This is a genomic window from Tenacibaculum sp. SG-28, from assembly GCF_002954385.1.
GTDB lineage: Bacteria > Bacteroidota > Bacteroidia > Flavobacteriales > Flavobacteriaceae > Polaribacter.
Window position 1 is genome coordinate 696,380 of record NZ_MQVY01000002.1, and the last position, 20,493, is coordinate 716,872.

20 protein-coding genes are annotated in these 20,493 nt (G+C 31.8%); 1 reads left to right on the forward strand and 19 read right to left on the reverse strand.

Annotation, left to right across the window (positions count from 1 at the left end):
* The first annotated feature begins 215 nt into the window (after window positions 1-215).
* On the forward strand, window positions 216-644 hold the full coding sequence (locus tag BSU00_RS08080; protein WP_105003886.1) for a hypothetical protein: 429 nt from the start codon (window positions 216-218) through the stop codon (window positions 642-644).
* 298 nt (window positions 645-942) lie between these two features.
* On the opposite strand, the gene BSU00_RS08085 is transcribed toward BSU00_RS08080, so the two are convergent.
* The 19 genes from BSU00_RS08085 to BSU00_RS08170 all read right to left on the reverse strand — a co-directional run bounded on the left by BSU00_RS08085 (window position 943) and on the right by BSU00_RS08170 (window position 20,481).
* Window positions 943-4,332, reverse strand: coding sequence for a type I restriction endonuclease subunit R (locus BSU00_RS08085; protein ID WP_199176773.1), 3,390 nt, complete (start codon window positions 4,330-4,332; stop codon window positions 943-945).
* Window positions 4,296-5,420 (reverse strand): restriction endonuclease subunit S, encoded by a 1,125-nt coding sequence (locus BSU00_RS08090; RefSeq protein WP_105003888.1) that lies wholly within the window; start codon window positions 5,418-5,420, stop codon window positions 4,296-4,298. The genes BSU00_RS08085 and BSU00_RS08090 overlap by 37 nt, the downstream gene beginning before the upstream one ends.
* Entirely contained in the window at window positions 5,410-7,002 is a 1,593-nt protein-coding gene (locus BSU00_RS08095; protein WP_105003889.1) for an N-6 DNA methylase, read from the reverse strand. The genes BSU00_RS08090 and BSU00_RS08095 overlap by 11 nt, the downstream gene beginning before the upstream one ends.
* A gap of 3 nt (window positions 7,003-7,005) precedes the next feature.
* Window positions 7,006-7,206 (reverse strand): helix-turn-helix domain-containing protein, encoded by a 201-nt coding sequence (locus BSU00_RS08100; RefSeq protein WP_199176774.1) that lies wholly within the window; start codon window positions 7,204-7,206, stop codon window positions 7,006-7,008.
* Window positions 7,207-7,586: 380 nt separating this feature from the next.
* Entirely contained in the window at window positions 7,587-8,660 is a 1,074-nt protein-coding gene (locus BSU00_RS08105) for a hypothetical protein (RefSeq protein WP_105003891.1), read from the reverse strand.
* A 51-nt stretch (window positions 8,661-8,711) separates the two neighbouring features.
* Window positions 8,712-8,915, reverse strand: coding sequence for an integrase core domain-containing protein (locus tag BSU00_RS14030; protein ID WP_105003892.1), 204 nt, complete (start codon window positions 8,913-8,915; stop codon window positions 8,712-8,714).
* 84 nt (window positions 8,916-8,999) lie between these two features.
* Window positions 9,000-9,365: a hypothetical protein gene (locus tag BSU00_RS08115; protein ID WP_146104826.1), complete on the reverse strand. Its 366-nt coding sequence runs from the start codon at window positions 9,363-9,365 to the stop codon at window positions 9,000-9,002.
* A 409-nt stretch (window positions 9,366-9,774) separates the two neighbouring features.
* The gene (locus BSU00_RS08120; protein WP_105003894.1) at window positions 9,775-10,821 is read right to left on the reverse strand and encodes a nuclease-related domain-containing protein; all 1,047 of its coding nucleotides are present in this window, start codon (window positions 10,819-10,821) and stop codon (window positions 9,775-9,777) included.
* A 170-nt stretch (window positions 10,822-10,991) separates the two neighbouring features.
* Entirely contained in the window at window positions 10,992-12,383 is a 1,392-nt protein-coding gene (locus BSU00_RS08125; protein ID WP_105003895.1) for a serine hydrolase, read from the reverse strand.
* 216 nt (window positions 12,384-12,599) lie between these two features.
* On the reverse strand, window positions 12,600-13,124 hold the full coding sequence (locus tag BSU00_RS08130) for a helix-turn-helix domain-containing protein (RefSeq protein ID WP_105003896.1): 525 nt from the start codon (window positions 13,122-13,124) through the stop codon (window positions 12,600-12,602).
* Window positions 13,125-13,203: 79 nt separating this feature from the next.
* Window positions 13,204-15,321, reverse strand: a complete 2,118-nt coding sequence (locus BSU00_RS08135; RefSeq protein ID WP_105003897.1) for an AAA family ATPase — start codon at window positions 15,319-15,321, stop codon at window positions 13,204-13,206.
* Window positions 15,322-15,391: 70 nt separating this feature from the next.
* Window positions 15,392-16,420: a hypothetical protein gene (locus tag BSU00_RS08140; protein WP_105003898.1), complete on the reverse strand. Its 1,029-nt coding sequence runs from the start codon at window positions 16,418-16,420 to the stop codon at window positions 15,392-15,394.
* Window positions 16,417-17,031, reverse strand: coding sequence for a hypothetical protein (locus BSU00_RS08145; RefSeq protein ID WP_146104827.1), 615 nt, complete (start codon window positions 17,029-17,031; stop codon window positions 16,417-16,419). Before BSU00_RS08145 ends, BSU00_RS08140 begins: the two co-directional genes overlap by 4 nt.
* A 197-nt stretch (window positions 17,032-17,228) precedes the next feature.
* Complete coding sequence (locus BSU00_RS08150) at window positions 17,229-17,702, reverse strand: SRPBCC family protein (protein ID WP_105003900.1); 474 nt, start codon at window positions 17,700-17,702, stop codon at window positions 17,229-17,231.
* 213 nt (window positions 17,703-17,915) lie between these two features.
* Complete coding sequence (locus tag BSU00_RS08155) at window positions 17,916-18,455, reverse strand: hypothetical protein (RefSeq protein ID WP_105003901.1); 540 nt, start codon at window positions 18,453-18,455, stop codon at window positions 17,916-17,918.
* 160 nt (window positions 18,456-18,615) lie between these two features.
* Window positions 18,616-18,819 (reverse strand): hypothetical protein, encoded by a 204-nt coding sequence (locus tag BSU00_RS08160; RefSeq protein WP_105003902.1) that lies wholly within the window; start codon window positions 18,817-18,819, stop codon window positions 18,616-18,618.
* 110 nt (window positions 18,820-18,929) lie between these two features.
* Entirely contained in the window at window positions 18,930-19,316 is a 387-nt protein-coding gene (locus BSU00_RS08165) for a hypothetical protein (RefSeq protein ID WP_105003903.1), read from the reverse strand.
* 254 nt (window positions 19,317-19,570) lie between these two features.
* On the reverse strand, window positions 19,571-19,732 hold the full coding sequence (locus BSU00_RS12920) for a hypothetical protein (protein ID WP_158254408.1): 162 nt from the start codon (window positions 19,730-19,732) through the stop codon (window positions 19,571-19,573).
* Window positions 19,733-19,827: 95 nt separating this feature from the next.
* Window positions 19,828-20,481 carry an SMI1/KNR4 family protein gene (locus tag BSU00_RS08170; protein WP_105003904.1) on the reverse strand — a complete coding sequence of 218 codons (654 nt, stop codon included), beginning with the start codon at window positions 20,479-20,481 and terminating at the stop codon, window positions 19,828-19,830.
* Between the last annotated feature and the right edge of the window lie 12 nt (window positions 20,482-20,493).

Here is a 20,493-nt window from a genome sequence, read left to right on the forward strand (position 1 = left end):
CTAGAAAAAGAGCAGCAGGCTAAAAAGCTTCCAAAACTCAAAGCAAAAAAGAACATTATAACCCGAGACGAGGCCATACAGTATTTACTGAAAAATGTGTTTTAATTGGAGTAGAACTAGCTATAACGCTAAGAGGTATTTTGTAGAAAAAAAACATAAAAAAGCGTGTTTCACTAAAAATTAAGCGTAAATAAACGTTCGTTTACGGATACATTATGAAAAAGAGTCAAACTTGTAAGCATTGTGGGGAGTACTTTACTCCGAATAGAAGAGGAGTACAAAAGTACTGTTCTAATTCGTGTAGATCACTAGCGTGGCGAAAAGCGAAAACCAAACCCAAAGAAAATACTTTAGCTGGGGTAGTTGGAAAGGAACCAGAAAAAGAGCAAGCAGAAATTCCATCGAATCCAAAAGATAAAATATCCTTTGCAGGAATTGCCAATGCCACCATTGGTTCTGGAATTGCTTCTATCGTGGATACTTTATTAACTCCCGAGGAAAACAAACCAGCCACTAAAAAGGATATTCAAGCGTTACAGGCAAGTTTAATAAAGCGCTATTTACCAATTAGAAACTTGGCTCCAAACGCTAAGGGACAAAATGCGTATTACGATTTTGAAGTGAAGGTTGTGGTTTATAGGTAGGGTTGATACTTATTGATAGAATTGTTATCAAAAGGAAAATTAAAAAATTTGCTTATTAGCAGTGTGTAATAAACTATTAAAACAAGTATTTTCTATGGTTAAAAAGGGTATCCCATGAAATGAAGAATATAAAATTACTTTAATTATAAATTAAAGCTTTTTTACTTGGTTTTTGCCTCAGTTCTTTGTTGTACACTGGCTTTTTTTCCGAAAACTTGCTAGCGTTGCAGTTTAAGCTCTTTTAAATTTGTGAGGCACGAGCAAATTTTAAATGTGCTTGAACTTGCGTTGGCTTATTCTATTTGGTTTTAAAATTTTCCACTTGTTCCATGACTTGGTCGAAGACCTCATCATTATGCTGAGGTGGATAGCCATTTTTATGTAAGCAGAAGAATATTTTTTGATTCAAGTCTGCTCTTACATTACTATTATTTAGCCAATCAGTAAACGAAGATTGCATATCAATTAACTCTTTTATTTTCTTAGCCAAGACTTTACATTTATCGTTTATAATTAAATTACCTACTTTTTTATCTTTACCAAACTCAAAGTTATACTTGTCTCGAAGATGCATCAAAATATCATAGAAAGCTTTTTCCTCGAAAGTCAGTCCAAGTTTTCTAAAGCTATCTTTATCCTCACCTAATTTAGACATTAAATCCAATGCCTGTTGCGTAGCATTTCGAATGATTGAATCTACTGCTTCTGCTTGTGTCGAAGACGCTTCATCAGCAGACAAACTTGCTCTTCTATTATGGTATTCTTCAAGCGTTCTATTTAGCAATTCCTCATATTTTTCTGCTGCTATTTTATTCGTGTCTTTGTATTCTTGTATAGACTTACGAAGCATCTTAATTAATACTTCAAGTTTTGTAGCTGGAAGTTTTATGTTATCTAGTTGCTCTACAAATTCAGGACTAAATATATTCTCTTCTACATCTGTATCAAGAATATCTACAACTGAGTTACATTTTAAGGCTTCTGCAACCATTCTTTCAACTACGCGATTCATACTTTCAGTATCGTGTTTATCGCCTGATGTTTTTCTGATATACGAAGCTACTGCCATAAAACATTGCGACAATGATAATTGTTCACCTGTAAGTACATTTGATGGTTGGCAAATGTCATAAGCAGTCCTTAATCGTCTAACGTGAGCCATAAAAAAGGTCTTTACACTAACCGTTTTCGGCTTATCTTTTCCGTTGCTAAGGTTAAGCTGTTCAGTAAGGGTTATTATATAGTCTGCTGCCGAAGACAAACATTCCAAACGTTCCAATGGTGTTGTGTTAGAGGCTGTAAATGGTGTTATATCAAAATCAGTAAATACATCACTAATTATTTTTAACTCAATAATTAAAGCCTCCAAAGCCTGTTTTACATCATCCTCGCTCGGACCAAATGATTTCCCTCCAAACTTACGCATTGCTTTCATCATATTTTCACGAATACCAATGTAGTCTATAACATATCCAAACTCTTTGCCTTCGTACTTGCGGTTTACACGACTAATGGTTTGAATAAGCGTCTGTTTTTGAAGTGGTTTATCATTGTATAAATAGGTCAAACAAGGAACATCAAAACCAGTAATCCACATATCTACAACTATCACAATACGGAAGTTTGAATGCTCCATTTTAAATGCATCATCAAGCTTTTTAATTCTAGATTTATCACCTAAATATTTATACATATCCTTAGGGTCATTAGCTCCTCTAGTAGAAACCATTGCGATGGTAGGCATTTCTGGAAGCTTCTTAAGTTCTTCCTTTGTTAACTTGCTATCGTCTGGTGATTTCTTCTCTTCAAACCACTCAGGATTTTGTGCTCTAAACTTTTGTAACAAACGGTACGCAATTTTCCGTTTGCTACATACAATCATTGCTTTTTGAACGACATCTACTTTGTTTTCGCAAGCATTGGTGTAATGTGCTGTAATATCTTTGACTAAACGCTCTAAACGTTCATCATCACCAAGAATCACTTCCATAGCACTCATTGCTTTTTTACTAGCTGCTATATCATCTTCGGTAGCACCTTCATCAGCACATTGTTTGTAATACTCGTCTATCTCTTTAGCTTTCTGACTATCTAGTGTAACATTTGCTATACGAGGTATGTATTTTAAACCAACCGTAATTTCATCATCTACAGATTGTTGCATTGTATAGCTATCTACAACCTCACCAAAAACTTCGATTGTTTCTTCTAGTGGCGTTCCTGTGAAACCTACAAAGGTAGCGTTAGGAAACGCAATACGCAGATGCTCCGCATAAGGCTTTGTAATAAATGCACCTAAAGATGTATCTTGTTTATCTGTGGTTTCTATTAAATTATCTGAGGAAATCTCTTTTTTAGTTTCTGGTTTTTTATCCTTTATTTTTAGCTGCTTATTTAATTTTACTTGTGTACGATGTGCTTCATCTGAAAAACAGATTATGTTTTTTCGAGTATTTAGTTCGCCTATCTCTTCACAAAATTTCTGAATTGTGCAGATAAAGAATCCACCAGATTTTCTAATGGACATTTCCGTTTTTAGGTCTTCTCTGTCTTTAATTATTTTAGCTGCTCCTAACGATAAAAATTCTTCTGAACGTAAAAACAATTTACCTGCCTGTGTCTGTAAATCGTCTCTATCTACAATCATTACTATAGTTGGTGAACCAAGTTCTTTGCAACGTAAGGATAATTGACGAGCCAAAAACATCATTGTATAGGTTTTGCCACAACCTGTTGCACCAAAGTAAGTTCCTCCTTTACGACTATTTTCTAAATGTGCTTTTAATACACTCTCGGTTAACAATCGTGTGGCAAAAAACTGAGGATAACGACATACTATCTCTTCAATTTTATCTGAATTTTTATCTGGAAAATAAACATAGTCACGTATGATTTCCAAAAAGCGATTAGGTTCATATACACCCGCCACTATAGTTTTTATTTGGTCTATCCCTTTTTTGGCTGATTCATCTTCATTATTTACTTTTTTCCAAGCATAGTAGTGGTTATATGGTGTGTAGGTAGTACCTAATTTGGTATTATTGACTGTTGCATCGCTAATACAAGATAATGGGCAGTAACGTAAAAGATGTGGAATGTCTCTTTTATATCTTTCGTGAATTTGCTCATAAGCACTTGCAATAGTTGCTCTAGCATCGGTTGGGTTTTTAAGTTCAAAAATACAAAGCGGAATACCATTTATAAACAATAACACATCTGGTATACGAATGTCGGCTTTTAAGCCATAACCAACCTCAAATTGATTGACACAACTATAGATATTATTGGTGTTGCCAAACTCAAAATCTAGATATTCGATATCGAATATTTTACCATCACTACTACGAGTGTAGCGATAGCCATCACGAATTAAATGAAAGGTGTTACGAAGCAACTCAAAATGTGTTTGACCACTAGTGTAACGCAAGTTGTTTGTAATCTCCTCAATATCAGAATCGTTTAATTCACTGTATCGCTTTTTTAGATACGTGCTTAAATCATCACTTATTAAGACTTCTCGATTATTGCGAGCTATATTACCACCATAAATATATGTCCAACCTTGCTGCTCCAATAAGTATATAAGAGCCTCTTCGTAGTCGCTTTCGTAAAACTTCCCTTTTTTCATAATATTAATATTCTCGCTTATGGTTATCCGTTTATTGCCTTTTGAACTAATGCAGGGCAAAGTGTTTGCATATTTTCACGTGCTTCGTTTGCTATTTTCTTAGCCTCTTCTGCACAGTTGTAGAGGTTTACTATAGCTTGTTGTACTTCTGGTGGTGGAATTGGAATACTCACCCTACGTAATTCATCCCAATCAAAAGTTTCTCTGGCACTGCCCCAAGAATTGAAAAGTGCATACCTGTCAAATTCAACACCTTTAAAAATTAAGTGTAAAAAACCAATATTCAATACATTATTATCTTTAGAGAAAATGACCTTATTGACTTGTGTTACTACATATGTTTCATCTGAAGTATTTAAAGCGTTTGCAAAACATTTCTCATTTTTAGTAGTTTGCACATACGACAAATAGTTTGGTGGTACTAATTTATATCCTTGAAGATTATTTTTATCAACTTTGGCATTAGTATCTTTGAATTCCTTGGTTACAGAAACACTTTTTACAGTTTTAATTTTATTATCAGAGTTTTTTACATCATACTCCTCAATATACTCACCTAATTCAACTTCTGGATATTTCTTTTTGCAATCCACAATATAGGCTTGACAAGCTTGGTTAAGTGGATTAATTAAAGCTTCGTTCTGTTCTGCTAATGCTTTTAGACCATTATAAGTATCGACTAATTCTTGTTGCGTGTCGATGTCTGGTAGTGGGATTTGAATATCACAAAATACATCCCAGTCAAGATTAGAACGAACACTGCCATCACTTAGAAACCATCCATACCTATCCATTTGAAATCGATTAAACTGAATGAATAAATATTCTGGTAATAGTTCTGATTTATCTCTTACGATGAATGTAGTATAGGCTGGTGAGATTAATATAGAATCATCCTTTCCATACAGAGCTAAACGAATACAAACATCACGCCCTGTTTGCATCCCACTAAACACGAATACATCTTTCTCGATAATCTTATATTTAGATCTATCTAATCCATTCGTATCCGCTACTGTAGGCATAAAGGTTTTATCCTTATTTATACCGAAAAAAGGCAAGTCTAAATTTTTGATATTCTTTGAGTCATAAACCTCGATATAGTCACCAAGTCGAACCATTTTAGTCTTGACTTTATTAACACTCATAGCCCAACTGTTTTAGTGCATTACGAAGCGTTTTATCATTTTCTTCTTGACGCTTTAGTAGGTTGGAAACAGTTGAGGCTGTTTCGGTGAGTACTTCGTCATAATTGATTTTTGAGTCACGATCAACAAATTCAATATATCGGCTTGGTACAAGTGAATATTCCTTATCTTCTAACTCTTTCATACCTACTGAACGGTATTGTTCAGGCTCTGCATAGTTTGCACCTTCTGTACCTTCACTTTGCCAATTAAAATAGATGTTGGTAGCTCGTTTTATTTGGTCGGCTTTTAACTCTATTTTCTTTTTTTGTTCTTTTTTTACTGGGTTTTCTCTCCATTGGCGCAAATCCATAAAGAGAATCTCATTTTCTCTGTTACGTAATTTGCGGTCGTGCCAAGTACCACCTTTTTTGTTTTCATTCAAAATCCACAATGTTACAGATATGTCGGTGGTATAAAACAAATCTCGTGGCAGTACCACAATGGCTTCTATTTTGTCATTTTCAATGAGTTTTTGACGAATTGCAATAGCATCGTCATCGCCTAAAGCACCATTAGCCAACAGAAAACCTGCTATACCTTTACCCGCTTTTAATTTAGAGAGCATATGTAATATCCAAGCATAGTTTGCATTACCTGCAGGTGGTGTAGTATAATCTGCCCAACGACTATCGTTACTTAAATTTGGGTTGTACCATTTTTTAAGATTAAATGGTGGATTTGCCATTATAAAATCAAAACTTAAACCTTTATGTAGGTCATTAGAAAGTGTATCAGCATTTTGCTCACCTAGATGATGTGAGATACCACGCATAGCAAGGTTCATTTTTGCCAAACGATACGTAGCTGGGTCTCGTTCTTGCCCATAAACATTTACCTTTTCTATATCACCTTGTTTAGCTTCTACATACTTAACACACTGAATAAACATACCTCCAGAACCACAACAAGGGTCGTAAAGCGTTCCATCATACGGCTCAATAAAAGCAGCTATTAACTCCACTATATCGTGTGGCGTATAAAACTCGCCCTCTTCTTTGGTTGCATTTACTGCAAAGGACTTTAGGAAATATTCATACACACGACCAATTAAATCTTTCTCCTCTCCAAAGGTTTTGTGAGATATTTTGTTTACCTCGTCAACAACCTTTTTAATCACATTGGCATCGAGATTTATTGAAGTAAACAAACCAATACGAATACAGCCTTTTAACTCATCACCACTATTCTCAAGTTCTTGAATTGCATCATCTAACGCAGCATTCAATTTTGCTCCAGGCTTTTCCATAATTGTATTCCAACGAGCAGCTTCAGGAACATAGGCTATCCCTTTATATCTGCTTGGGCTATTAAGGAAAGATTTTATTACTTCTTCATCTGTAATTCCGTTATCAATACATTCTTGCCTCATTTCATTTTGAGTGTTTTCAAACTTCTCACCAATGAAGCGCATAAAAACGAGCGTTAATAGTAAATCTCTTTTATCATTTAGTGAAGCATTACTTCGTAAATACTCTCTGCAATTAAACAGGATTGATTCTAGGTTTTGTGTATCAGTAGTTTTTTGCTTTTTTTTAGCCATATTTTATTTCTTATTCGTATTTGAGACAAGTAGTTCTGAAATGTCTACATTTAATATTTCTGCAATCTTATATAAGTCTTCTAAACTTGGTTGTCTTTTGTTCTGAGCATAAGAGTGTACCATATTGTAACTCTTTCCCAATTGTTCAGCCAACCAGATTTGTTTGATTTCTTTTTCTTCTAAAACCTCTTTTATTCGGTTCATTTTTTGAATTATTTAATTCAGTCAACTAATGTAGTCAACAATTTTAAAACACTCACTAAATGAGTATAAAAATTATCATTAAACAGTAATGAGCGATGGGAAAAGGCAAGCTCTTTTTATTTTTTGAGGCACTAGCAAAATGAAATATGCTTTACTGTGCGGATGGCTTTTTTTTAATGGTAAACAACGGTCTAGGCTATGTTTAGCAAGGGAATTAAAAGTAGTGAACTTTCGATTTAAGCACTTAGCCAAAACTTTTTATTTTGTTTTATCTTTTTCATTTTAAAGCATAATCAAAAGATTTGGCGTACATAGTTTAAAAGCTTTGTACTTTTTGTGTCCAGCACCAAAACCCATATTAATTATAGCCATTGTTGGCATTAGTTATTTCCAAATATATTGATTGGTAAACCTATTGAAAATCCTAATGTTCCTTTTTCTTTTAAATCCAGATTACTAAGATCATTATTGAGATCAGGAATGTCATATTTTAATGTGAAACTTGCAAGTGTCTTATCAGTTCCTTTTTTCTTAGTAATTGGAATAGTTAGTCCAAATCCAATATCGGTTGATTTTAATTCTTTTGTTAAAGTTTGTTTTCCATAAGTACTGAGTCCAATATAGAAATCTTTCGCTGGAGAAATAAGAGCCATTAAATTGTAATTAATGCTTGACGAATTTTTAATTTTTATAGTCCCTTGTCTTACATTTTTTTCATCTGATGAAACTTCAGTTATATTCCCATTAGCATCTATAATTGTTTCAATTTCTCTAATATTTACTGATGGTAGGGATGAGTAATTATTGTCATTTGTTTTAAAGTCAAACCCTACTTTTCCGTTGATAGATAACCATTTGATTTTAGATTTAGAAGGATAGAAGAAAAAATTTAGGTCAGTCTTTGCTACGAAGCTATTTAAATTCTCTTCTGAAAATTTGTCTTTATTCAATAATGTTAAATCTCCATTGTAAGTCTCTAGTGTTGAATAATTATATCCTGCTTTAAAGTTTACCCAAGACCAAAATAATTGTGAAGCTTCATCAATGGTCGCTTTATCTATGTCACCATTAAATCGGCTGTTAATATCAGACGTATAGAATTTTGTGGTTGTAGTTAAGAATTTAGTATAGTTAATGTTTATTCCTAAATCAGGCAGCCATTCGCCTTTTTTCACTAAAGGAGTATAATCATTTGAAGAAGCTATTTTACCATCAATATAGAATTGATTAAAAACTCCTTTATTTAAAGGAATATTGAAATTCAATTCAGGACTTTTAGTTATATCAAAGATGAAACTCGATTTTGGTGTTTCCGTATTCGTTCCAACTATTTTACCAATAAAGTCGTTAAACTTTGCTCGTCTTATAGAGTCATTTTGATTGTCATCTATTTCTTGTGCATTGAGAGATAATACACCAAAAAATAATATTACCGCTAGTAGTTTATTTTTCATCTGTTTTTTTAATGTCTAGTCCTGAAATATGACTACAGGTTAAAAATTGATTTAGGCTGTTAATTTGTATACCATATTTGGTGTTTTATAGTCTAAAGATACGTGTAATCTTATTTGGTTGTATAGATTGATTGCACTTTTTGTAGCTCTTTTTGCATGTATCACATTATCAAAGGTTTGATCTAAGTAAAACTCATCTTTTAATATGCCATTTACCCTTTCAGCGACAGCATTTTCTATAGTTAAAAACGCTATTCCTTACAATGGAGAATATAAAAGTACTGTAGTTGTAAATTGCAGGATTTTTATCTTAGTTCTTTGTTGGCAACTGGCTTTTTTTCAATGTTCCCAATGGTTTAATTTATAGTTAGTTATTATTGAATCTTTGTCAAATTCAATATGCAATTCTTTTCCTTCCATTGGGTCAATGTTCCAACCATGGTCAACCATTATTTCATAAATTATCTCGTTCTCTTTTTTGTTGTGATAGTTTCCAGGTTCTCCCAACAATTCAATGACTCTGTTTAATTCCATTCCTTTTTCAAGATGATTTTCCATTAAGTCTTTAACCATATTTTCTCTATATTCATAATATCCGTCAAATCTCTCATTCCATTTAGATTTTTCGAATTCCATTTCTTTTACTCCGCAACTTGATAATTGGATTAAGGTTATTATGGTCAATGTTTTTCTTATAATTCTCAATTTTTCAAAATCCGTTTGCGATAAATTAAAAGTCCAATAAAAGTCAGTCCGCAAAAAATTGCTAAAACGTGAAATGTTTTGATTGCTCGACATAAATTAATTCCTGAAACGACAGAAACACAATCAGTCAATTCACGTGTTTCATATTTCAAACTGACCATTGAATTGAAAGGCATAAATTCAAACAATAGTATTCCGATTATTAATAAAATCAATGCTATTATATAAATCGTTTTTCTCAATAATTTTCGGTTTTCAGCTTGTTGCCAACGTATTGGTGTATGATCTCGTTGCGTTGTTTAAGTACTAAAGTTAGCAAATAAAACACAGATAGGAAGCCCGCTAGGACTTTCGCAAGTAGACACTAACTAGCAATGAATTATACACGGTGTTGGCTGTAGTTTTTAATTTATTTTAATTCAGTTACTATTCTATTAAATTGTTTATCTGTTAAAACAGGTTCAAAGTATTTTATATAATCATTTAATTCTCTCAGCAGTTTTACACTAACGTATTTAAATTGACCACTCGGTTTATTATTAATCATTACGATAAGATTTCGAATTGGCACCCTTTGTTCTCCCCAATGGTGTTCATTTAAAGTTATATTTTCCGAAATGTAGACATAAAGAGCAAAATTCGACCTTTCAATTTGTTCAATTGGCGACCTTAAACTAATAGAATTGACAGATGATTTGCTCCAGTTTTTTGTTTCTATTATAAAAATTCCTGCTTTTGAAATTAAAAGATGGTCAATTTGTATGGAATAGATTCTCTGATTATATTTTTTGTGAAAAATTGGACGAGAAAAACTCAAATTGAAGTCATTAATCAGAACATAATCATCTGAAAGTTTTTTAATTTCTTTTACAACTAAATTTTCTCCAATTGCTCCTGAAATTAGATTTTTTGAGTTTTCTAAAACATTGCGAGTATATTCTAATTTTTCGATTTTAGATTTTGCTCTTTTTTCAATCAAGTTTTGTTTTTCAGTTTCGTATTGTTTTATAAAAAGTTTATCACTTTCAATATTTCTAGAGATGTCTTTTACTGATGATCTTATTTGTTCAGGCTTATTTTTTATTAAATAATTAGATTTATTTCTTAGAAAATATACTCTTATACTTGAGATTAGTTTTTTCAGAAATTTAGTATCCTTACCATTAAAGGAATCAATTTTTGTTTGTAAGTCAAAAATTCGATTATTTATTTTTTCAGTTTCTAAATTGATTCGTTCAGCTTTGTTCCGCACTCTTTGTTTTAGGTTGGTACAAGTTCCAAAGTATTCTTTTTCTAATATATCAGATGCATTATTTAGAATAGTGAGTTTTTCCCTACTGTAATTTGACAAAAAATCATTAATCTCTTTTACAGAGTTAAATCTGGAAATTCCCTTATTTTCTAATTCTGATTTTAAGGATTTTAGTGATTCTATTGTTCCGTATATTTTTGCCATTTACGAAATTCTTCAAATTACAGCCAACGCTTGGGGTATGGTTTGTTGTGATATTTTAGCTATAAAGTTAGCAAACAAAACACAAACTTTAGTTAAGCATTTACTTTTTCAAATTAATCATATAACCATAATAAACTATACCCTCGTGTTGTGTGCCGTACTTTTTTAGTCTATTCCAAATTCCTTCTCCCTATTTCTTCTCCAGTCTCTCTAAAATATTCAGATATAATTTTCTGCCATAAAACCATTCCGTTTTCTGAATTTGCAAATAATACTAATCCATCTTTAGAGTTTTTAAAGATGATAGCTATTGTTTTTATACCATAATCGCCACCAGTGTGCATAAATGCTGTTTCATTATTTGGTAAGTCAGATAGCATTTGCATTCCTAAGCTCCAATCAATTCCCTCTTTTTCGTGTGCTTGAACTTTTAAAAATTCTCGATACGTTTTTTCTGACAGATTAGCTCCATTTAAAATGTGAATCAAAAATTTAGAATAATCTTCTACTGTCGTTAGTAAATTTGCTGAAGCATTTGCAGTAGTATATTTTTCATAGTTTATCGGTTTTCCGTTTTCATCATGTTCCGCTGCATATTGATTTTCATCCATCTTTTCTGACCAATAAAAATGAGTATTCTGCATTTCTATACGATCAAATAATTTTTCTTGTGCAATTTTTTCAAAAGGACGGTTCAATTTTTTTTCAATTGCTTTACGCAAGTACTCAAAGCCTTCTCCAGAATAGTGCCATTTTGTTCCTGGTTCAAATTGAAAAAATAGCTTGTTATCATCTGTTAAATATCTCCAGTTCGGAAAACCTGATTGGTGAGATAAAATATGCCTTGTCGTTAGCTTATTTAAATGGTTACTATCTTTTATGTCTTCATCTATAAAATATTTTGAAACAGGTTCGTCTAAACTCCAAACGCCTTCATCAATAAGTTTTAATACAACAAAGGCAGTGATTGGTTTTGTTAAAGAGGCAACTTTATAAATACTGCTATTCGAGATTGGTTTACTTGACTTTTTATTTCCAAATGTTCGTATTTGTTGAAGATTACCATTTTTAATGAGTCCTATTGCTATAGATGGAATTTTGTGTTTTATTAATAATTTTTCTATTTTTCGGTCATTATCAAACAAAGGAAGCGCATAATTAGCATTGAATTTTTTACCATAATCTTTTACAGGCTTATGGTCATAGCTAAAAATTCGTTTAGCTTTCCAGGCTCCATTTTCTAAAACCCAAGTGGTTATAAATTTAGCATAACCTGTTATATAAGGCTCTTTGTTTGGTTCTCTAATATAAAAATTATGTACCCCTTTTTGAATAGCACCATATAATTTCCCATTATTTTTTAAAGGATACACTTCAAGGGTTTCAAGCAGTAATTTTCGTATTGGTTTATAATTTGAATTACCACAGATATTTTTTGAAAAAGCGTCATAAAACTGTTCCAAATTTTGAGTACCACCTAAGTCGTGGAAAAACTCTAAATCTTGATGAAGTACTTTTTTTAAAGCAGCGTAATTACACTTATTAAAGCCTTCCTTAAACATTAAACTATCTGTTTTTTTAATTGAATAAATAAATCAGATTTTTTTTCGACTTGAGCAATACTGTATTTTACTGTAAGAATTAATAAGATTACAAAAAATAGTTGATGTGTTTTCATTTTGAATTTTTAGTGATGTTTGAGATAACAAATCTCATCAAATCCATAAAAAAGAAGCAAAAATATACCTGACAAATATATGACACTTACATGACAGTTGTTATATTATGCTGTTATTGAGTGAGATATATAATTTTTGTTTTTTTGTCAATGAAAACGCATTAATTAGAATGATAGTAATATTTATCACAATGGTAAAAAACAGAAATAATACAATAGGGCTATTTTTAACAAATAAAACCAAGAAAAAAAAGATTATTACCGAACAGATAAACCAAACTATTTGTATCGAAATAATGTTTTTAGCGAGTGGATCAAATTGCTTTTTAATTACCATTAATAATAAGGGAGCTATAATACTCCCTAAAGGAAGGACGACAAAAGGTAATGATGAAAGGTTTATTAATTTAATAACACTAATAGCTATTTCAGTGGAAACTTCAGGTTTATTAAGTAAATACTTTTGATCTATTCCCAATGCTTCTGCCAAAACTTTTAAAGTATATCCTTTTGGCTCTATTCCTTTTTCAATTCGTTGGATGGTTCTCGTTGAAACACCCGATTTTTCGGCTAACTCTTCTTGAGTTAAATTAAGTTTTTCTCTATATTTTAGAAGTTTATTCAATTCTTGAGTATTTATTTAGTATAGCACACAACGGTCCGTGTATGGTGCGTATCCCGAAGGGTATGCACTATACACCTTGTTAGCCTTCGTTTATTTTCTTAAATATTTCCTTTAATTCAGCATCCACTTTCTCAGGGTGTGATGAAAATTCTTTGATAAGTGAGTTTTGGAAACTTATATAATTAGAAATCCCAAGTCTTTTAGCCAAACCTTCGAGTAATTCTTTCCCAGGAAAAAGACTGAGCCATTCATTATTTGATAAGCTGTTCTGAACTTCTGTTTCACAATTATTTATTACTTCTTTAATGGATTCTGATGTTAAAGAGGATGCTAATGAGGTTCCTATTTTTTCGGAAGTTTCAATAAACTTAGTTTCGATAACATTGCTTTTATCTTCATTGATCTCTAGTTCGGAACCATTTTGATTGAAATATGAATTACCATTTAGAACTTTGCCAATGGAAAAATCTTGAGGATTAAGACTAAGATTTAACCTAAAGCTTATCATATCCCTTATTACTTGGGATGATAAATTAAGAGCCGTCTGATATAGCAAACTCAATATTTCTTCTTCCGATTTGTCAACTCCAAAAATTTCAAGAAGTACAGACTTAATTAGTGATACATCAATTAAATAATTCTCGATTTCATGTTTTTGTAAAACGAATACTTTTCCCGAAGAGTGAGAACGATATTTTGTGACCATTTCTTCAGTCAAGTAATCCTTATCTCTTATTAAAAAGAAGGTCATCCAACCTAAATTGGAATCCATTATTGACATTATTGCACTATTTATCCTGTTTAAATTATCACTACCATTAGATGGTATTAGTTTAAAATCTGAGTTGCTTTTAGGAAACAGGGTGCTATAAAACTTTCTATCGGGACTTGAGTTATCACCTTCTAAGAAGACTAATTTTCGCGAGACACCGATATATCCAGAATAACCAAACAAGTTTTTAAGTTGAATTATGACATCATCTTCTTTATCGCCACTGACAAATTTTGCTTTGCGAGTCGATAAATCTCTTGCAACATAAACAACTTTATCTCTTCCAGCTTCATCAATTATTTCTGGATTGTGTGTTGCAATCCAAATTTGATTACCGTTCCTAATAGACTTTATATTGCGTATTAAAAGTCTTGAAAGTTCAGGGTGTAGATGCAATTCTGGCTCATCAATAACAATAATGGCGTTTTCGACATTATGTCTAATGAAGAAAGACAGAATAAAGAATACCTCTTTTTCACCTGATGATAAATCATTAAATGTGATTATTTCCTTTGATGGAAGTTCAATGAATAGGTTTGACGGAATAGATTCATTCATGTCTGCAAACTTGTAATCAGGGAAAAGCTTGTTCAAAAGCTTTTCATAAGGTTTTATTGGATCAGAAGGCTCCTCTGCTGGCACTTCTACTCCTTTATTCTTCTGATTATGGTAGTTCCCTAATTCTCTCAAGTAATGATAGCGCTGTTGGACAAGAAATTCATACATGTCCTGATATTGAATCTCACTAGTATTGAAAGCCATTGACCATAAATGCTCTTTTCTTTTAACACTATCAAATGAGAAAATCTTTTTTCTGTCAAACCCTTTTTGAGGGTAATTTCTATCTGCCCTAAGAAAGAAACCTAAAGACCTTTTTAGTTTGTCTTTTAACTCTCGAGTCACATAACTGTGAATTTGATTATGAAGAGTTGGGTTCTTAGCATATTCGCCCTCATTGAATTCAAATGCTCGGAAATAAAAATTAGAATTCTTGAGATATTCTAATATATCATATTGATGTTTGTGAGGTCTTTTAGTTTGTTCAATAAATTGATTTTTCTGAGTTTCTTTAACAGCTTCTACAATCCCTTCTTTTTTATCAATTTCTTCAATTCCTGATGCTATTCTTTGCTCTATATCTTTTAATTCTTCACGTAAAGAATCAACAATAATTTCCTTTTCCTCGGGGTTCAGACCTAATGATAATTCAAAAGAAAAACCGTTAAAGGTTCTCGATAATTGCCAACCCAAAGAATAAGAGCTTGACAAAGCATATCCAATCAATTCTAAAACAGAGCTTTTCCCACTCCCGTTTGGACCTGCAAAAACAGTTAGGTCCGATGATTTATTATTAAAATTAAAAGGCCCTAGTTCTTCATTTTCTAAGTGCCTAAACTTTTTTATTATAATTCTGTGTATATACATTCTTATCTTTTATGAAGGCTAACGGTTTGGCTATGCGCAGTGTCCCGAAGGGCATTGTGTATAGGTGTTGTTAGGCACTTTTTTTAAGTTTTATAATTAATTGGTTATTTTCATATGGTACCCCATCTATTAAAATTTGCCCTCTACCATTAAAATCCTTTATAAACTCTACTGAACCTTCATTAAGGGTTATCAATTTATTTATTGCAAACATTCCAATTCCATCACCATCTAATTCTAACTCTTTAGCCCATTTACCCGATTTTGTTTCAGTAAATAATTCTTGTATTTCGTTTTCCTCGACTTTCAAGCTTTGCATATTCATTTGAACACAAACAAAACCTGCTTCATTTTGGAAGGATATTACTAAATCTGAATGTGGCATGACATACTTAGCAATATTGTCAAAAACATGTGATAGTGCAACTGAAATCGACTTGTAATCCACATATACTTTATCAAAACATGGCGCTATGTTAATATTCACATTTTGTTCCACTAGGTCTAACCAAAAAGGATTTAGAGTAAGAACCAATATTTTGTGAATTGGATGATTTAGAAAGTCTAAATAAGGGTTAACTGTATTGAACATTTCATAAACCTCGAATTCCGCTTTCATGAGGTTTGCACTTTTTAGAACTTTTAAATACGTAAAAGCTCCCTTTCTTGGATTAGAGGAAATGAGTTTTTGGATAATATCAACATGGTTAGCCTGAGCTTTAAAGGCGTCTTGTGGAATTAGTTTAAATAATTCTTGCAGAATATTTGAGTTGTGATTTATTAGATTGTGTTTGAGTCGTCTCGTTTTTTGACTCTCAATATGCTTAACTCTTGTAATATCATTATCCAGTAAATCGCCAAGAATTTTAACTCCAGATAGTTTATGTTTGAAAATCTTGTTAGTAATATCTTCATCGGTAGAAATGAAGATATTATGATTTGGAAGAGACAGTAGTCCCTGTCTTCTATACTTTCCCGAAATGGGACATTTTACTCTTTCGAACTCTTTTTGACATTTTTGGATTTCTGAAATGAGTTTCTCATCGTTTAGGTTAGACAAAGCTACTATTCCAGATTTATTGACGATTACATATTTCATCCAGCAACAGTAAAGTATAATTGAATAATGTTTGAAATGGCTGCTCCATTCTGAATATTAAAGACCTTGGCGACTTTATTAGTTGAGTAATCTTGCTTTTGGTAAAGTGTATTCATATTAGCAATTACCTTTTCACTCTCCATTGTCCTTCCAAACTCTTTAATTATCTGATTCTGAATCCTTTTAATGCATTGGTCAAGAGAGAATAATTCCGTTGCATATTGTTCGATTGCAACTTGAAATTCGTACGGGTCAGCTTGCTTACTTAATCTTTTATCTGCTGCATCTATTCCTGCATGGAATGCTTGTATTTTTCCCTGGTCTTCAGCACTATAAACGATAACTCTCTTATTGGGGTATTTTTGCTTTAAGGCCAGAATAAGCCCAAGTCCTTCATCCTTAAATTTTAGTTTTTTTCCAACCCCTTGGATATCTACTATTAAGATATGAGCCTCTCTAATTTCCATTTGCTCCAGGGAGTTTGCATCTTTAATTCGAATTGTGTTTATCCAGCCTGCATCCTTGACAATATCGACCACAGGAAAGGCCTTGTCGTCAATGAAAAGAACTTTGCATATTCTTTTTATTTCATCAATATTCCGTTCCTTCAACGGTTCCAATTGAGTTTTCCAAAATTTCCAATTCATATATGTTGTTTAATTGTGCCTAACGGTTTGTGTAATGTTAGTTGCGTGATTTAAGAACCGAATTTAGCAAAAGCAAACCGAATATAAAAGCAGGCAAGATTTAAAGTAATAAGATCTGCAATAGCAATTAATTTTACACAGTGTTGTACACAGTACTATTTTTAATTTAATAACTCTTTCCATTTATTAGATTCCGCAAACTCTTTTACTATCAAGTTTCTTTTGATTAATAAGTCAGTCATATATTTTTTTAGAAAAAGCTTATCTGCCAACTTCCCAAATAGACCAAGAGGCGATTTATAATCAAAAAAGTCTGTCATCAAAGTTCCTCCATTTAATTCAGTAAAATGATGTTGGTGTTTAAATTCCGCAAACGCTCCTTTAACCATTTCATCAGTAAAGTAATTCGGTTTATCAAATTCAGTTATTTTAGAAGTTAGTTTTTGATAAATTCCGAAATGTTTTGCTCGCCATGTCACACTTTCATTCAATCCAATTAATCCGCTAGTTTTTCCTGCGATTGCTTCTTCGTTAGTATGTAAGGTCGATATTTTGTGTAAATCAATACTTCGAGATAGGTCAAATACGATATTTCTATCAGCTTTTATTTCGGTTTTAAGTTCTATTCTTGGCATTTTTTGGTGTTGTGTACAACGGTTAGTATATGGTAAGTAGGGCAATAGAAAGCGATAAACTTTCGAGTTTGCACTGAGCCAAAACGTTGTATTTTGTTTTTAATTTTTTCATTCTTAAAAGCCAAATCAACGATTTGGCAATGTTTATCATTAGCACCGAACTTTCTTTAACCACTGAACGCCCTATTTGCTATATATAGTGTTGTGTACAGTTTATTTCCACTTTGTTTTTAATTCTGCCCATTCAGCCCAGAACTGATTGAATGCATTTTTATCAAATTCATCTTCAGGTACAATTTTATCTTTTGGGTTTCCATAGAATTTTTCAATTTCATTCGTGAAGTCAATTACTTTTTTCTTGTAATCATTAAAAGCCAACTTTCCTTTAGTTCTTTTTTCCGATTCAAAAATTACTTCTTCATTAAAGTGCTTGATTTTCCAATCAATTCCGCTTGGGCACCCCATTATGACAACATAATTATTCCGGTCTTCATCAGGAATCATAAAGTGTCCACAACAAGGAGCAAGTTGATTGGAAAATTGGTTTAACTCACAGTCTTGTTCCAAAGACCTTAGAAGATACAAACCTGTAACACTTAAAGTCCATGAATCAGAGTCTTTAGTTGAAATTTCTTCGGTTCCAATTCGGATATATATTTCTCCATGAGAGCAAAGGTCTTCCTTGTCATCCTTTCCGTCATCTTTTATCCAATGTTGACGAATAATATTTATTTCAAAATCGGTTTGGTTCATTCTAATGTCTAGTCCTGAAATATGGCAACGGTTAGTATAACCGTCAGTTACGGGTTTATATGCGTTTATTTTAGGTTTGGCATGGACTTTTGCAATTCCGAGTGAGATTAGAGCTAGTCCAATCCGCCGTAATTGCGGTTATGCATTGTTGGCAGACGTATTACTCTTTTTTATTTGCAAATTCATTGACTATTTTACAATTGTCTATTAAATAAAATGTCAAATCTTTCATAAATAAATCTGAACTTACTTCAAAAGATAAATCATAAATTTTCATCATTTTTTCTACATTCTCAGATATTTTTGGAACAACAGCATTAGAAAGTTTTTCATTGCTAAAGTCTTCAATTTCTTCTTTATTCAATATTTCACAAATCTCAATTCCGATTGATTCAATAAAGTCTCTTTTTTTCTTATTCTTTCTTCTCTCTTTTTTGCTTAGAGATTTATTGATGTCTATATCTATTTTTCCAATTAAATTTTTCTCGAGATATTTTTTTGTTCGATTGTTGGTTTCATTACTTTAAAATAAATTTCAACTGCTTTACAGGATTTAAAAGCAATAATTTTACTTAACTTATTTTTAACACCAATAGTAGTAATAGTTTTTGCAAGTTCTTTAGTAGTCAAATCATTGTTTAAATTAGAAATCAATACTATTCCTTTACTAAATTCAAAACTTTCTTTGGTATATAATTTTTTAGATGAAATTACCTTGTATGATACAGTTTTTTGAAATTTAACTTCTGTTTCTAGATTCTCAAATTTATCTACACAATTAAATTCAGAATTTTCTTGTGCAAAATTTATTATAGGTAATACTATAAAAATAATTAATATTAAATTTTTTGTTACGCTCATTATATGTTTGCCAACGGTTTGTGTATGGTTAGTTGCTTGGTTAAAGCATCGAATTTAGTAAATACAATCCGAATAGAAAATCCGTGATAATAATATTATATATAGGCTATATACAAGCAATTAATTATACATATTGTTGCCATTTCGTTATTTTATTCATTTAGTAGATGTCAATCAATTCGATCGAAGGACTATTCCGAAACATTTTCAATTCCATTCGAGTAAGCAATTCCGTAACTTAATACATATCATATTCAGCTGTATTCTTTTTTTCCGAATTTTCCTGTTAGAAATAATCCAATTCCAGCACCAATTAAAAGACTAGAAATAAAATTAACAGCGTCGTTTTCCAATGTGAAGGAAATTATGATTCCAACAACTAGTATTCCTAATCCAAGTATTCTTGTTTTATTCATGTTTTTTTATGTTTTGAGTTCGTTCTACAATGAATGGCAACGGTTTGGGTATGTTGTCGTAGCTGACATTTGGAAGCTATGCAATATACCCATTGTTATCTGCTGTTTCTTTTATTTATTATTGATTTCAGATTATTCCAAAATCCTTTGTTTTTAAATTCACTTTTAGGAGTTGTATTGTCAATTCCATTTTTTAATGTTCCATCTTCATTATGAAGTTTTTTTAATCTAATAATTTCTTTTTTTAAAAACTCATTAAAGTTCGTCCAAGAATTCAAAACTCTGAATTTATTTCTATCAGTTCGAATAACTTTGTTTGTTGATTTATCAATTAAAACTAAAGAACCATCACTGAAATAGCTTCCAAAAAAGAAATGTTCGGAGTTTGTGTTCTTTGGTCTTTCATAGATATTTTTTGTACTTAAATCGAAAGGTTGACGAGCATTTATTTCCGCTTTTCTATCGTAGCTTGTTCTTCTTCCATTTAAACTCAATGTGGTATTAAATAATTTCAACCCGTTACATAGTTTTAAAAATTCTGAATAATCTTTAGGCAATTCAATATCCAGTTTTGATTCAATTTCCCTTATTTCACTAATTTCAAGCCCTTTGTAAATAGAATGCAACCAAGCTAAAGGTGCGATGTGAGGTGCTTTTCCAATAAGTTTCGTTCCGTTTTCTTGAACTATAGAGCCATATTTTTCGTATGGCTTTAATTCAGAAATTATATAGTTGTAAATATCGTTCATTCAGATTGCAGA

Coding starts and splice junctions, on each gene's coding strand:
- BSU00_RS08080 (WP_105003886.1), top strand. CDS start 216: ATGAAAAAGAGTCAAACTTGTAAGCATTGTGGGGAGTACTTTACTCCG.
- BSU00_RS08135 (WP_105003897.1), bottom strand. CDS start 15,321: ATGTATATACACAGAATTATAATAAAAAAGTTTAGGCACTTAGAAAAT.
- BSU00_RS08095 (WP_105003889.1), bottom strand. CDS start 7,002: ATGGCTAAAAAAAAGCAAAAAACTACTGATACACAAAACCTAGAATCA.
- BSU00_RS08100 (WP_199176774.1), bottom strand. CDS start 7,206: ATGAACCGAATAAAAGAGGTTTTAGAAGAAAAAGAAATCAAACAAATC.
- BSU00_RS12920 (WP_158254408.1), bottom strand. CDS start 19,732: ATGAATAAAACAAGAATACTTGGATTAGGAATACTAGTTGTTGGAATC.
- BSU00_RS08105 (WP_105003891.1), bottom strand. CDS start 8,660: ATGAAAAATAAACTACTAGCGGTAATATTATTTTTTGGTGTATTATCT.
- BSU00_RS08150 (WP_105003900.1), bottom strand. CDS start 17,702: ATGCCAAGAATAGAACTTAAAACCGAAATAAAAGCTGATAGAAATATC.
- BSU00_RS08170 (WP_105003904.1), bottom strand. CDS start 20,481: ATGAACGATATTTACAACTATATAATTTCTGAATTAAAGCCATACGAA.
- BSU00_RS08140 (WP_105003898.1), bottom strand. CDS start 16,420: ATGAAATATGTAATCGTCAATAAATCTGGAATAGTAGCTTTGTCTAAC.
- BSU00_RS08125 (WP_105003895.1), bottom strand. CDS start 12,383: ATGTTTAAGGAAGGCTTTAATAAGTGTAATTACGCTGCTTTAAAAAAA.
- BSU00_RS08120 (WP_105003894.1), bottom strand. CDS start 10,821: ATGGCAAAAATATACGGAACAATAGAATCACTAAAATCCTTAAAATCA.
- BSU00_RS08155 (WP_105003901.1), bottom strand. CDS start 18,455: ATGAACCAAACCGATTTTGAAATAAATATTATTCGTCAACATTGGATA.
- BSU00_RS08165 (WP_105003903.1), bottom strand. CDS start 19,316: ATGAGCGTAACAAAAAATTTAATATTAATTATTTTTATAGTATTACCT.
- BSU00_RS08090 (WP_105003888.1), bottom strand. CDS start 5,420: ATGAGTGTTAATAAAGTCAAGACTAAAATGGTTCGACTTGGTGACTAT.